We start from the raw sequence: 14,505 nt of genomic DNA on the forward strand, positions 1-14,505 counted from the left end.
ATTTAAGAAGAGGTTTTTATGTCCTTACACGAAGAAATTCACCGAATCGGAGATAACGCAGTTCAAGCGGCGCGCGAGCTCGCGCAGCTTTCTACCAAAAAGAAGAATCTGATTCTTGAGGCGATGGCGGAGGAAATCGACGCCCGGCGCGAAACAATCCAGGCGGCGAATGCCATCGATCTTTCCGCCGGACGCGAAGCCGGACTTTCCGCTGCGCTGCTTGACCGGCTTACACTCACGGACGCCCGCATTGACGCGATGATTAAAGGTTTGCTCGAGGTTGCCGTGCTGAAAGATCCCGTCGGCGCACAGATCAGCCACTGGAATCGACCGAACGGTTTGCAGATTAATAAAATTCGCGTGCCGATCGGCGTGATTGCCATTGTTTATGAATCACGCCCCAATGTAACAGCGGATGCGGCATCACTCTGTTTCAAAACATCGAACGCCGTTATCCTGCGCGGCGGCAAGGAAGCGCTGCATTCGAACGCTGCCATTGCTAAAGCGCTATGCGCCGGCGGTGCCAAAAAAGGTATGCCGGAAAATGCCATTCAACTGGTTGAAACCACCAACCGCGATGCAGTACGCGAACTCGCGCAAATGGTCGGCAAAGTGGATCTGATTATTCCGCGCGGCGGCGAAGGGTTAATCCGCGCTGTTTCCGAGATGGCGTGGGTGCCCGTCATCAAACATTATAGAGGCGTTTGCCATGTTTTTGTGGATGCCGCCGCTGATGTCGAAATGGCGCTGCACATCAGTGAAAACTCCAAGTGTCAGCGCCCCGGCGTTTGCAATGCAATGGAGACACTGCTGGTGCATAAAGACATCGCGCCGGAATTCATGCCCCGCGCCGTCGAACTTTTCAAAACATGCGGTGTTGAACTGCGCGGCGATGCAGCGGCGCGAAAATTTGATGCCGGCATGCAGAAAGCCACTGAAGAAGACTGGCATGCTGAATATCTCGATATGGTTCTCGCTGTAAAAATTGTGAACAATGTGCAGGAAGCAATCAACCATATCAATCAATACGGCTCGCATCATTCGGACGCGATCGTCACCGCCGACGCCGCGAATGAAAAAGCATTTCTTGCGCAGGTTGATTCTGCTACAGTTTATGTCAATGCATCCACGCGTTTCACCGACGGCGCGGAATTCGGCATGGGTGCGGAAATCGGTATCAGTACCGATAAACTTCATGCGCGCGGCCCCATGGGACTCGAAGAACTTACCACCTATAAATATATTATTACCGGAAACGGACAAATCCGGGAATAGCCGGGCCTCACTGTTTGTTCTGTAAAGGCTGCGCTTGACGAACATCACAAAGCAACCGATAGTTATTTTTTGATCAAAACCCAATGGAGGATGAGCAATGAAAAAATGGAAATGCGGAGTTTGCAGTTTTATTTATGACGGTGATGACGCGCCGGATCAATGCCCGAAATGCGGTGCACCGAAGGATCAGTTTACGGCACTGGATGACAATGCGGTAAAACTGGTTGAGCGTTCACGTCACTCCAACTGCCTCCACTCCGATGTGATCAGCCTGGCGCGTAAAATCGAAACGGTATGCAATGACGGTATCAAGGATGAGCTTGATCCGGGCTGCGTCGATGTATTTAACAAATGCCGGACGATGGCATGGACGATGATGAAGCTGGCGATGACCGAACAGCTGGCGCACATGAAAAAAGGAAAATGGGGATAAGCAGAAAGAGACAGACATCTCAACGTCCATCATCGCAAGCCAGAAACTTTTGATGTAAGATCTACAGCCCTTGACAAACCGGCGCAGAACTTTCTGCGCCGGTTTGTTTTTCTTGCTTTGATAGCATAAATATCCTTTCATCCGGAAAAACGGATGAACGCGATGAGCAATGCAAATATTCTTGAGGTGTTTCGCGCTCTGGGCGATGAAGCCCGGCTGCGGATTTTGCGCGCGGTTGAAATCGCCGAACTTTCGGTTGCCGAACTTGTACAGGCGCTGAAAATGCCGCAATCCTCAGTGAGCCGGCATTTAAAACCGCTGCGCGACAGCGGACTGCTGGAGCCGCGCCGCGAGGGCACGTCTGTTTATTACCGGCGCGGGCCGGTGTTTCAGGATGTACAGTTTGCCGGATTAATGAGCGCAAAACTCGCGGAGTTGCGCGGTGCGAGCCGCGACCGTGCGGCGATAGATAAAATTCTTGAGCAGCGCCGGAAAGAGAGCATTGAGTTTTTTGATGAAATTGCCGGCCGTTACGGTTCGCTGACGCAGCCGGGCGGCGGCTGGCCGGCGCTGGCGGCGGGACTGGCGGCCGGTTTTTCCGGCACGACGGTCGCGGATATCGGTTGCGGTGAAGGCGATTTGACGCTGCTGCTGGCGCGGTTTGCAAAGCGGACGGTGGCGGTGGATATGTCGGTTCAAATGCTGCGGGTCGTTCAGGAGCGTGCAGCGGAAGCGGGAGTGGCGCACCGGATTTCGGTGGAGAAAGGCGATCTGGAAAAACTGCCGCTGGCGAACGGAAGTATGGATGCAGCATTTGTGAGTCAGGTGCTGCATCATGCGGCGCGTCCGGCGGCGGCGCTCAAAGAGGCGGCACGGGTTTTAAAAGCCGGCGGCAGATTGATTCTGCTGGATCTGGCGCGGCACGAACAGGAATGGATGCAGAAGCAGTGGGCCGACCGGTGGCTTGGTTTTGATGAACGCGAACTGCGCGAGTGGTTGAAATCTGCCGGGTTGAAGATTGAATTTTTTGAAACGCTGAAAAATCCCGGACAGGTCGCAGTGATTCTGGCGGTGGCGATCAGGGAAGAAAAGAAACGGAGCAAATAATGGCGAAGAGATCAGCAAAGGATTATGCGGTTAAAGATATTTCTCTGGCGGCGTTCGGCCGTAAAGAAATGGAACTGGCGGAAAAAGAGATGCCGGGGTTGATGGCGCTGCGCGAAAAGTACGCTCAGAGCCGGCCGCTGAAAGGCGCGCGCATTGCCGGTTCACTGCACATGACGATTCAAACGGCGATGCTGATTGAAACGCTCCAGATCCTCGGTGCAAAAATCCGCTGGGCAAGCTGTAATATTTACTCCACGCAGGATCACGCTGCCGCCGCAATTGCCGCAAAGGGAACGCCGGTGTTTGCAGTAAAAGGCGAAACGCTGGAAGAATACTGGGAGTATACCGACCGCATTCTCGACTGGGGCAGCGGGCGCGGCCCGAATATGATCCTCGACGACGGCGGCGACGCAACGCTGTTTGTACATCTCGGCCATCAGGCTACAAACGATCCGGCGGTGCTGAACCGTAAACCCGGCAGTACGGAAGAAAAAATTCTGCTCGCACAGATAAAAAAAGCACTGAAAAAAAATCCGCAGCGGTTCGTAAAAATGGCAAAAGAGATCATCGGTGTCAGCGAAGAAACAACGACCGGCGTGCACCGTTTATATCAGATAATGGAGCGCGGTGAACTGCTGTTTCCGGCGTTCAACGTAAACGATTCGGTGACAAAATCAAAATTTGATAACCTGTACGGCTGCCGGCATTCGCTGGTCGATGGAATTATGCGCGCAACCGACGTGATGCTGTCCGGCAAAGTCGCAGTGGTCGCAGGTTACGGCGACGTTGGCAAAGGCTGCTGTCAGTCGCTTAAAGGACAAGGGGCGCGCGTTATTGTCACTGAAATTGATCCGATCTGTGCATTGCAGGCGGCAATGGAAGGCTACGAAGTGAAAACGATGGATGAAGCGTGTCTTGAAGGCGATGTATTTGTGACAACCACCGGCTGCTGCGATGTGATCACCGAAAAACACATGCGCAAAATGAAAGATATGGCGATCGTCTGCAACATCGGTCATTTCGACAGCGAAATTCAGGTTGAAAACATGCGGAAATATCAATGGACAAACATTAAGCCGCAGGTGGATAAAATCACGCTGCCGAATAAAAAAAGCATTCTGCTGCTCGCCGAAGGCCGGCTGGTGAATCTCGGTTGCGCAACCGGCCATCCGAGTTTTGTGATGTCCAACAGCTTCACGAATCAGGTGCTGGCGCAAATGGAGCTTTACTGCAACGCCGGAAAATATCCAATCGGCGTTTACACCCTGCCAAAGAAACTCGATGAAGAAGTCGCGCAGCTGCATCTTGGAAAACTCGGTGTACAGCTTGACAAACTGACACGTGCGCAAGCGAAATATCTCGGAATTCCGGCAAACGGTCCGTTTAAGCCGGCACATTACAGGTATTAAAAAACGTCGCAAATCTTAAAGTCGAAAGTTGAGGGGCTGTCGATTGGAAAATTTTCCTGATTTTCAGACCTCGACCTTCGGCTTTAAGACTTTTGACTTTCTAACTTTCGACTCTTTAACTTCCCGGCAAACTGGGTTAAGCTCGCGCAATGATTACGTTTCTGGAAGGGATCCTGGAAGAAAAGTCGCCGGCGCGTGTAGTGATCAACGTTGGCGGCGTGGGTTATGAAGTGCTCGTGCCGCTCAGCAGTTTTGACCGCCTGCCGCCGGAGGGCGATCGCGTTCGTGCGCTGATCTATCATCACATTACCGAAGCAGCACAACTTTTATTCGGTTTTGCGACGGACGAAGAGCGCCGGGTTTTTACGATGCTGCTCGGCGTCAGCGGTGTCGGACCGAAAACTGCACTGGCGGCGCTCTCCGGACTTTCGGTACGCGAACTGAAAGCGGCGCTGATCGACAGTGATGTCAAACGGATTTCGTCGATTTCCGGTATCGGCAAAAAAACCGCTGAACGCATTATCGTTGAACTGCGCGATAAATTCACTGCCGGCGAAGCCATTGAAACACTTTCCGGCGCTGAAGAACCGTCCGGTGACACACGTCTGCGCGATGCCGCGCTGGCACTGATTTCGCTTGGCTACAAACAGGATGACGCGCGTAAAGCGGTGAAAGCGCTGAAGATTGAGCCGAGCGCTTCGGTGGAAGAGATCGTGAGGATGGTGCTTTCGAAATAGGCACGCGGCACTAGGGATTAGGCACTAGGGAATAAAGAATGGAAGTTAAGAGTTATCGCGATTTAATAGTCTGGCAGAAAGCTATGCGCTTTGTAACCGATATCTATCGCGATACGGAATGTTTCCCGAAAACGGAACAGTTCGGCCTGATTCCGCAAATCCGACGCGCGGCGATTTCCGTTCCAAGTAATATCGCCGAAGGCTATGGGCGCAATTCCACCGCTGATTATCTCCGTTTTCTGCAAATTGCACGTGGTTCAATATATGAAGTGGAAACTCAACTGGAAATTGCTTTGAATCTGAATTATCTTTCTGCCGCACGATCAGAAAAATTAAACGAACAAAGCGATGAAATTTCACGCATGTTAAACGGATTGATTACAAAATTGAAAAACAACTAATGCCTAGTGCCTAATCCCTAATACCTGCAACTATGATGGACCACACAATCACAACTCTGAACCGCCCCGATCAGGACTTTGACATCAAACTCCGTCCGTTGCGGTTCGCCGATTTCACCGGCCAGGAAAAAGTGAAGGAACGGCTTGAGCTGTTTGTTCAGGCGGCGCGCGCGCGCGGCGATGTACTGGATCATGCGCTGCTGTCCGGTCCGCCGGGACTGGGCAAAACCACACTCGCATATATTATTGCCGAAGCGATGGGCGCAACCATTAAATGCACATCCGGACCGGTGATTGATAAGCCGGCGGATCTCGCCGGACTACTGACCGGTCTTGAGCGCGGCGATGTTCTGTTTATCGACGAGATTCACCGCATGCAAAAAACCGTCGAAGAATATCTCTATTCCGCGATGGAAGATTTTGTCATTGATATCGTGATCGATCAGGGCCCGAGCGCGCGATCGATCCGCCTGAACATTCAGCCGTTCACGCTGATCGGCGCAACGACACGCAGCGGACTGCTCTCGGCACCGATGCGCTCGCGGTTCGGTTTAGTCAATCGTCTGGATTATTATGATGCCGCGACATTGCAGAAAATTATTGAACGTTCGGCGCGGATTCTGAATGTAGATATTGAATCCACCGGCGCGCTCGAAATTGCACGCCGGTCGCGCGGCACGCCGCGCATTGCTAATAATCTTTTGCGGCGCGTGCGCGATTATGCGCAAATAAGAGCCGACAATATTATCACCGCCGATGTCGCCGATAAAGCACTCGAAATGCTTGAAATTGACCAGAACGGGCTCGACGAGATGGATAAACGGATTTTACTGACGATGATTGAAAAATTCGGCGGCGGACCGGTCGGCATCAGCTCTCTCTCTGTATCTGTCGGCGAAGAAGCCGGCACCATTGAAGAGGTGTACGAGCCCTATCTGATTCAGGAAGGCTTCATCAAACGCACGCCGCAGGGTCGCGTTGTGCTTCCGCGCGGATTTAAAACCTGCGGAGTAACCCCGACTGGCGACGCGGCACAGCAGCGGTTTTTATAGTAGACGCGACGTCCTCGTCGCGTTCACGTGTGAATATAAATTTTTTCAGACAGGATAACAGGATGAATGAAAGTTCGCTTGAGCAAGAAATTTCCCGGCGTCTTGGCGGTTAAAATTTCAGGTCTCAGGTTTTCGCATTCAAATTTTCTAGAGACTCCACGGCAGAGTTCCGGGAGATTTTTTATCGAGCCGCCCGGATGCAAGCATGCAATCAAGCTGCGTGAGCAGACGTTCTTTATCTTTTGGAAAGCGTCCGGCGAGCGGAATAATATTCGATGAATGATCGGCGCGGAAAACGGTCTGTTCGAGCTCAAGATGCTGAATCAGTTCGCGCAGTTCCGCTACAGCGGCATATTCCGGAATCATCTTGAATCCGCTCTTATACAGCGGCGTATTCGGCGTGGTGACCAGCCGCAGCGCCGACAAAAGTTTCGGCTGCATTTTATTCAGTGCCTGTGCCGTTAAAAAAGCATGCTGCATCGAATGCAGTTCGCCGGCGAGACCAATGAGAATCATCACCGACATTCGCAGTCCTGCATTTTGCGCGCGCTGTGCCGCCGCAATCATTGCACCGGAATTTTCACGTTTATTCACTGCGAACAGGATTTCATCATCGCCGCTTTCCAGCCCCATATAAAGCGTGTGCAGTTTTAACTCTTGCAGCCGCCGGAGCTCAGCATCCGTTTTTTTGAGAATTGATGAACCGTTAGCGTAAATGCCGACACGCGTGAGCGCCGGGAATTTTTCGTTCAACAAAATCAGCATTGTTTCCAGTGCCGTAAAATCCAGACCCATCACATCGCCGTCTGCCAGAAAAATCCGGCGCGCGTCCTGCCGCCCTTGTGCGGCGCGCGTAAATTCCTTTTCCGCTGCGTCGAGTCCGTGAAACTGATAGCGCACACCTTTATACATGCCGCAAAATGTACAGCTGTTCCACGGGCATCCGTCCGCGACACGCAGGATCAGACTTTCCGCTTCCGCCGGCGGGCGAAACAGTGTATGGCTTTTTTCGAAAAACATGAATGGACGATATCAGATTTTATAAGTCAAAAAAGGTGCGTTTTATGTGCTGTAAAAAATTATAATTCAGGCATGACCCCCCCCTGGCATCGCAGACATGGATTTATTCAATCGTTACGGAGCAGTGCTACATAAATGCTGTCGATACATTGTTGGTGACATACCGGTGTTATTTTTAAAAAATCGTGAAAAATAATACGGATCATCAAATCCGGCATGTTCCGCGATTTCCCCGATTTGAATGTACGGGTCTTTCAATAAAGGCAGAACGTGCTGTATTCTACGGCGGTTTAAAAATTCTTTAGGGGAACATCCGATAGTTCTTTTAAAAAGGGTTGAAAAATACGTCCGCTCTAATCCTGAAATCCGGGCGAGATCATCAATCCGGATTGGACCGGGAATTTGATCATTAATAAACCGGATCGCTTTGTTCAGGTTTGTGATTTCTTTTTTATCCAGAAGTGTACTGCCTGGGCATATAAAAACGGAAAGAATAGTCATCAGTGTTCCGATGGACTCCATGAATTTACCGGCGTTATCGCGGGATAAAAATCCATCGTATGCTTTATGAATCCGTTGCAGCTTATCCTCAATATCCGGTATTTGGGAAACAGGGCGTCTCTTTTGTATTTTAAATTGACGGCATAAATTGATGCCGTCTGCAGTCAAACATTGAAAATGCACCCAGTGAATTTCGACAGTTGTTCCGGTCGAAAAGGAATGATACGAATCTCCCGGGAAGAGATAGATATATCCCGGAGTCAGCTTTACGGATACACCGTCAATATTATATCGTCCCTCCCCTGATTTTATAAAATAAAGTTTATTATCTGTCTCCAGATAAGGGTCTGCATACCAGCTAATATCCGGATTATGCACTCCATAGCGGGTAACATGAAATTGCGCCCCGATTAATGGATTCGATTGTGCAGAATACAGCATAATTCGCCTTTTTACATAAAAAATCTATTTATGAATTCATATACTTTATTAAAAAGCAGGTTAAGCAAACAAATGTCCATTAAATTCAAACGTCTGTCCATGTTAATTTATCCGGTCTTATACATACTGATTGCAAGCAGTTTAAAACCGGAGATATTCGATGAATGCAATAAAACAAAATGAAATACCGGCAACAGGTGCAATCATGCCCGTTTCATCTCACGACCGTAAGATTTTAAAAACGCTGGCGTTCCAAAAGGCTGAGATTGCTGCACTTCCAATTCATCAGGAGAAAAAAATACTGTGGCAGAAACTGAATGATAAACAGTCTGTCCGTCCAATGGTCTGGATCAATGAAGTCTGCTGGCATGAAATGAATATAAATGATGAATTGACTCTTCAATGTGAAGGGGCATGGGCACGCAACCAGGAATTAATTCTTCGTAAAGAATTATATCAGTGGAAGCATTTCCCGTGCGATATGATCATTGACCCGTGGATATATTGTCAGAAAATTATTTGCAGCACGGAGTTCGGAATAACTGAGCAAGCGGTTATTTTAAAGACAGATGACCAAAACTCCATCGTGTCACACCATTATGAAACACAAATTGAATCATTTGCAGATCTGGAAAAAATAAAAATTCCGGAAATTCGTTACGATGGAACCGCCACAGAGTTGCACTATGAAATGATGTCTGAATTATTTTCCGAAATTCTTCCGGTCAAAAAAGAAGGACAAAAGCATATCTGGTTTACGCCCTGGGATTTTCTCATTCGTGTAATCGGCGCGGAAACCGCCATGCTCATGATGTACGAAAACCCGGAGCTTGTTCATGCCATGGTTGACCGTGTAGTTGACGCCTGGATGAATAAACTGGATCAATTGGTCGAACAGAATTTACTTTCTTTAGATTGCAATAACACCCGCATCGGTTCCGGCGGTTACGGATATGTATCTGATCTTCCCGGCAATGATTATCATCCTGACAAAATTTTACCGCATAATATGTGGGGCTGTTCTAACGCACAGATTTTCTCGGAGATTTCCCCGGAATTTCACTGGGAATTTGCCGTTGCCCACGATTTGCGCTGGATGGAACGATGGGGATTAAATTATTATGGGTGTTGCGAACAGCTGGATAATAAGGCAGGCGTTCTGGCAAAAATTCCTAATCTTCGAAAAGTCTCTGTCAGTCCGTGGTGTAATACAGAACGCGCGATTGAAAATCTGGGAGAAAAATATGTGCTTAGCCGGAAACCGAATCCGGCGATTCTGGCAGAAGGCATGTGGCATCCGGAACGGGCCAGAAAAGACATCAGAACATTTTTAAATGCGGCAGAAAGGCGCTGCCATATCGAATTGATTATGAAAGATATTTCTACGGTACGCTATCACCCGCAGCGTCTTTGGGAATGGGCTCAAATAGCAATGGAAGAGGTCTCCGGCTGAATAAAATTTAATCCGGAATAATTTATGAAAACAAAAAGATTGCAGCGGTGTAACTGGTGCGGCGATGATCCGTTGTATGTGAAGTATCATGATGAAGAGTGGGGCCGTGAAGTTACAGATGACGGCAGAATGTTTGAATTTCTTGTGCTTGAAGGCGCGCAGGCCGGCTTGAGCTGGCTGACGATTCTGCACCGGCGCGAAAATTATCGGAAAGCATTTGCCAGTTTTGATCCGGAGCAGGTCGCGCAATTTACGGACGCCGATGTTGAGCGGTTGATGAATAACACCGGCATTATTCGCAACCGGAGAAAAATTGTCTCAGCCGTTTCCAATGCAAAATTGTTTTTGGAACTGCAAAAAGAATTCGGCAGTTTCTGTAATTATCTGCGGACATTTCTGCCGGCCGGCAGGCCGGTCATCAATCACTGGAAAACGGAAAAAGAGATTCCGGCGACCAGTGCAATTTCTGACGCGATCAGCAAAGACATGAAAAAGCGCGGCTTCAAATTTTTCGGCAGCACCATCTGCTACGCATACCTGCAAGCCGTCGGTTACGTCAACGATCACATTGTTGGATGTTTTTGTAGAAAGTAGACGCGACGCCCTCGTCGCGTTCTCTGCGTGCGTGACGCGGCGGGGGCGTCGCGTCTACTTTAATCGGCAATGCCCTAAATCCATTTCCACTTCGGATAGCGGCGGGAAAGCGCCGGTTTCAGTTCGGGATACGCCGTGCGCCAGAACGATGCAAGATCTTCGGTTTTCTGCACCGGCCGCCGGTTCGGTGCCAGCAGTTCAACAACGAGCGGCACGCGCCCGAAAGCAATCGCCGGCGTTTTAGTGACACCGAAAAAATCCTGAATCATGGCGGACAGCACCGGCTTGTGTCCGGCTTCGTAGCGGATGCGCGCGCGGTGTCCGGTCGGCAGTGTAAACCGCTCCGGCATCTGTTCATCAATCCAGCGTCGCTGTTCGTATGGCAGCCAGCTGCGCACGATCTCTTTCACATTGGTTTCGCGCAAATCTTTCCGGCTTACGGCGCCGTAACAGATCTCCTCCAGCATAGTTTGCCGCGCCGCGTCGTCAATCGCCGGAATACCGAGATCAGGACACCATCCGGCGAGCAGGTTAACGCGCAGAATCCAGTGTTCAATCTCTTCAGTCCAGCCTGGAATTTCAATACCGCCTTTTAACACTTCGGCGGCGAGTACGGTGGCGGCTTCCTCTTTCGTCGGATTCTGTGTGATAGACGATTCAAGAATCAGATCGCGGAATTTTTCGCGGTGTTCAACGACCACACGCTTTAATACCGGATCATATTTTGCAATGCGCTCAGCCGTGAAATCCTCCGGAAAAAGTTCTTCAAGCCATTCGGGGTTTACCGCAGTGGCCAGGTTGAGCAGTACGCCGGTTTGTCCGCGCGTCTGTCCGATTTCCGTAATTTCGGCGGCGACAAACAGCTGTGCGGCGCGCACCGCACTTTCGCGCGCGAGTTCGCCGGTGCGTCCGTGAACCAGTTCACAGCGCAGCGTACCGCGATCGCACCGGCGCGCAAGCTGATCGGAAAATGCCATCAGAATACATCTCTGCAACGATTCTTCTTCCGGTGCGGCGCGGTTGATTTTTAATCCCTGCTGTTCGGCGATCTGCATGAAGCGTTCATAGAGCGGCGTCACCTGCCGCGCGGCGCCGGCGTGGATACCGAGCCGCCGGCATGCCTGAACATCATACCGGTTTTTATCGGCAAAGCTCCACGCGCGCATCAGCCGCTTAAAATCCGAAACATCGTTGTCGCCGAAAAGTTCATCGCGTTCGCTGCGCGTCTCCCTGCCGGCGTTGCGCTGCAGAATTCCGCGTCCCTGAGTGAGCGCCGCAATTAAGCACGCCTGCCGGACGCAGTGATAGTCATCGGCGGCGAGCAGCATACGCGCGTAGCGCGGATGCATCGGAAACTGAATCATCCGCATTCCGGTTTTTGTAATTGCTCCGGCGCGGTCAATCGCACCGAGATCGGTGAGCAGCGTAATGGTTCGCGCCAGCGCCGCCGGATCGGGTTTTTCAAGCCAGCCGAAATTTTCAATATCGTCAATACCGCCGGCTTTTAAAGCGAGCACGACTTCGGAAAGATCATGCCGCAGAATTTCCGGCAGTTCCTGCGCGCGGCGCGTCGCCTGTTCCTGCAGCGTCCAGAGGCGCATACAAATTCCCGGCGCAGTGCGCCCGGCGCGGCCGGTGCGCTGAGCGGCGGACGCGCGGCTGATGCGTTCGATCATTAATGTATCGATGCCGCGATTCGGATCGTAGCGCGCGATGCGTGCAAGTCCGCTGTCGATCACAATCCGGATGCCCCCAATTGTAATCGACGTTTCGGCGATGTTAGTGGCAACCACAACTTTCCGGCGGTCGCAGTTTCCCGTGGCGGCGTCCTGATCCTGCGGCGACAGTTCGCCGTGCAGCGGCATTACGGCAAAATCTTTGGCGCACGGTTTTGCGCGCACCGCTTCCACCGTGCGCGAAATTTCATACGCGCCGGGCATAAAAATCAGCACGTCACCGGCGGCACCGGAACAGACTGCGGTTTCAAACGCATCGGCGGCGGCGTCCCAGACAGGCTGATGATTAAAATCAATCCGCCTGGCAGCGTACTGAATTTCCACCGGAAACATGCGGCCTTCGGATTTCAGTGCGCGGCACGGCGCGAGATAGTCGCGCAGCGGCGCGGCGTCGAGTGTCGCCGACATCACAATGATTTTCAAATCCGGCCGTATCTGCTGCAAATGCAATGCGCGGGCAAGCGTGATGTCGCCGTACAAATGGCGCTCGTGAAATTCGTCGAAACAGATGGCGCCCACATCGCGCAGTTCCGGATCGCTCAATAACTTGCGCAGCAGGATGCCCTCAGTGACATACGTGATGCGCGTTTTTTCAGAAACGCAGTTTTCAAAGCGAACCTGATAGCCGACCTCAGCGCCGGTTGTTCCGCTGCGCTCCTGCGCGACGCGGCGCGCGAGCATGCGCGCCGCCAGCCGGCGCGGCTGAAGCACCACAATCTGTGGCGCATTGGTGGCACAGACACTTCTGTCTGGGCAGTTTTTTATTTCGGATTTCGTGGAAGGGCAGACTGGAATGTCTGCTCCGCTGGAAGACGCGGGAGAAGGGCAGACAAGAATGTCTGCCCCACCTGAAGAAGGGCAGACTGGAAAGTCCGCCTCACCGGAAGAGAGATCTGCCCCGCCGAATAATCCGGAATCCAGCAGCATTTGCGGCACCTGCGTCGATTTACCGGAACCGGTCGGCGCTTCAATAATCAGCCGGTTCGTTTCGCGCACTGCCGCAATAATTTCGGCATGCAGCTCATAAATTGGAAGTTCGTTTCGATTCACAAAATTATTTTTATCACGGGCTATACTGAAGGCACGGAAAATTATCTGCAAGCTTAACGGGAGTGTAATCCCGCCATGCGCTCGAAAAACCCGGCAATACGCCGCCGGTTCTCTCCTTCGTGAGAAAAAGGGTTTAACGCTGCGGTTTTTTACCGGACAAAACCGCTTATTCATGCGATATTCAGTGTAATGGCAAAAAAAGTCAGTTGGTTGCTCCTCGCAGTACTCACCGGAATTGTAATTTTTGCGGCAGTGCGTCCGCTCAGAAATCCGTCGTGGGAGCAGCCGGCCATGGGGACGCAGTGTCACATCACCATCGCCGGAAAAATGTCAAAACGGGAGCTTTCAATACTGCAGGAAAAAATTGATGCGGCGCTGGATGATGTAAACCGGCAGATGTCGGCATGGGATCCGGATTCAGAACTTTCGCGGTTCAACCGGCAGCGATCTACACAGCCGTTTACGGTGTCGCCGGAATTTGCCGGTGTGGTTGAACGCGCGCTTTTTTTTGCCGCGGAAACCGGCGGCGCATTTGATCCGACCGTGAAACCGCTGGTTGATTTCTGGGGGTTCGGCGCAGCGGAAAATAAAACGCCGGTGGATGAGATTCTGGAAACGGTGGGATGGCAGAATATAGAAAGTAGACGCGACGCCCCCGTCGCGTCCGGCGCACGAAAAGAACGCGACGGGGGCGTCGCGTCTACGTTAAGAAAGCTCCATCCAGGTGTTCAGCTTGATCTCGGCGCGATTGCAAAAGGTTACGGTGTGGACTGTGTGGCGGAGATTATTTCAGCTGCCGGAATTAAAAATTTTCTGGTGGAGATCGGCGGCGAAATCCGTGCGACAGGAAAAAACCGCGCCGGGAAGTTGTGGGCTGTCGGCATTGAAACGCCGGTGCCGGGGAAGCCGTTCGGCGCCGAAATCCACCGGACACTCAGGATTTCCGGTGCGGCGCTGGCGACGTCCGGCAGCTACCGGCAGTTTCGCACGGATGCTGCCGGCACGCCGTATTCACATATTATCGACCCGCGCACCGGCGCGCCGGCGCAATCCGGTATTGTATCGGTGACCGTGATTGCGGAACGCTGCATGGACGCCGATGCAGCGGCCACCGCGCTGCTGGTGATGGGTCCGGACGCGGCGCTGCAGTGGCTGGAATCGCATCCGGAATTTGCCGCGCATTTTATTCTGCATGCCGGCGGTGCAACTTTTACAACAAAACAAACGCTGAATTTTCCGGAAATGGAGTAGTATTCCGGTATAAACATATTCTGTACACATTTTCAGCGGCATCAA

At 51.6% G+C, this 14,505-nt stretch carries 13 protein-coding genes; 10 read left to right on the top strand and 3 right to left on the bottom strand.

The features are described from left to right. The first annotated feature begins 18 nt into the window (after positions 1-18). The 7 genes from WC959_05625 (at position 19) to ruvB (ending at position 6,414) form a co-directional block, all read left to right on the top strand. Positions 19-1,275 (top strand): glutamate-5-semialdehyde dehydrogenase, encoded by a 1,257-nt coding sequence (locus WC959_05625; GenBank protein ID MFA5688607.1) that lies wholly within the window; start codon positions 19-21, stop codon positions 1,273-1,275. Positions 1,276-1,372: 97 nt separating this feature from the next. Then, the gene (locus WC959_05630; protein ID MFA5688608.1) at positions 1,373-1,708 is read left to right on the top strand and encodes a hypothetical protein; all 336 of its coding nucleotides are present in this window, start codon (positions 1,373-1,375) and stop codon (positions 1,706-1,708) included. 153 nt (positions 1,709-1,861) lie between these two features. Then, positions 1,862-2,815, top strand: coding sequence for a metalloregulator ArsR/SmtB family transcription factor (locus WC959_05635; protein MFA5688609.1), 954 nt, complete (start codon positions 1,862-1,864; stop codon positions 2,813-2,815). Beyond that, a complete protein-coding gene (gene ahcY / locus WC959_05640; protein MFA5688610.1) occupies positions 2,815-4,224 on the top strand; it encodes an adenosylhomocysteinase in 1,410 nt (469 codons plus the stop codon). Before WC959_05635 ends, ahcY begins: the two co-directional genes overlap by 1 nt. 149 nt (positions 4,225-4,373) lie before the next feature. Beyond that, complete coding sequence (gene ruvA / locus WC959_05645) at positions 4,374-4,961, top strand: Holliday junction branch migration protein RuvA (GenBank protein MFA5688611.1); 588 nt, start codon at positions 4,374-4,376, stop codon at positions 4,959-4,961. Positions 4,962-4,999: 38 nt separating this feature from the next. Beyond that, a complete protein-coding gene (locus WC959_05650) occupies positions 5,000-5,362 on the top strand; it encodes a four helix bundle protein (GenBank protein ID MFA5688612.1) in 363 nt (120 codons plus the stop codon). Positions 5,363-5,394: 32 nt separating this feature from the next. After that, positions 5,395-6,414 carry a Holliday junction branch migration DNA helicase RuvB gene (gene ruvB, locus WC959_05655; GenBank protein MFA5688613.1) on the top strand — a complete coding sequence of 340 codons (1,020 nt, stop codon included), beginning with the start codon at positions 5,395-5,397 and terminating at the stop codon, positions 6,412-6,414. 147 nt (positions 6,415-6,561) lie between these two features. On the opposite strand, the gene WC959_05660 is transcribed toward ruvB, so the two are convergent. After that, positions 6,562-7,434, bottom strand: a complete 873-nt coding sequence (locus WC959_05660; protein ID MFA5688614.1) for a radical SAM protein — start codon at positions 7,432-7,434, stop codon at positions 6,562-6,564. Between the two features lie 114 nt (positions 7,435-7,548). Beyond that, the gene (locus WC959_05665) at positions 7,549-8,376 is read right to left on the bottom strand and encodes an AraC family transcriptional regulator (protein MFA5688615.1); all 828 of its coding nucleotides are present in this window, start codon (positions 8,374-8,376) and stop codon (positions 7,549-7,551) included. 160 nt (positions 8,377-8,536) lie between these two features. On the opposite strand from WC959_05665, the gene WC959_05670 reads away from it, so the two are divergent. Continuing rightward, on the top strand, positions 8,537-9,829 hold the full coding sequence (locus WC959_05670; GenBank protein MFA5688616.1) for a hypothetical protein: 1,293 nt from the start codon (positions 8,537-8,539) through the stop codon (positions 9,827-9,829). 24 nt (positions 9,830-9,853) lie between these two features. Continuing rightward, complete coding sequence (locus tag WC959_05675; GenBank protein ID MFA5688617.1) at positions 9,854-10,423, top strand: DNA-3-methyladenine glycosylase I; 570 nt, start codon at positions 9,854-9,856, stop codon at positions 10,421-10,423. Between the two features lie 74 nt (positions 10,424-10,497). Here the strand turns inward: WC959_05675 and hrpB are convergent, their stop codons facing one another. Beyond that, the gene (hrpB, locus tag WC959_05680) at positions 10,498-13,209 is read right to left on the bottom strand and encodes an ATP-dependent helicase HrpB (GenBank protein ID MFA5688618.1); all 2,712 of its coding nucleotides are present in this window, start codon (positions 13,207-13,209) and stop codon (positions 10,498-10,500) included. A gap of 189 nt (positions 13,210-13,398) precedes the next feature. Here hrpB and WC959_05685 point away from each other — a divergent pair, with 189 nt between their 5' ends. Continuing rightward, a complete protein-coding gene (locus WC959_05685) occupies positions 13,399-14,460 on the top strand; it encodes an FAD:protein FMN transferase (GenBank protein MFA5688619.1) in 1,062 nt (353 codons plus the stop codon). Positions 14,461-14,505 lie beyond the last annotated feature (45 nt).

It is taken from the genome of Kiritimatiellales bacterium (genome assembly GCA_041656295.1).
Classification (GTDB): domain Bacteria; phylum Verrucomicrobiota; class Kiritimatiellia; order Kiritimatiellales; family Tichowtungiaceae; genus Tichowtungia.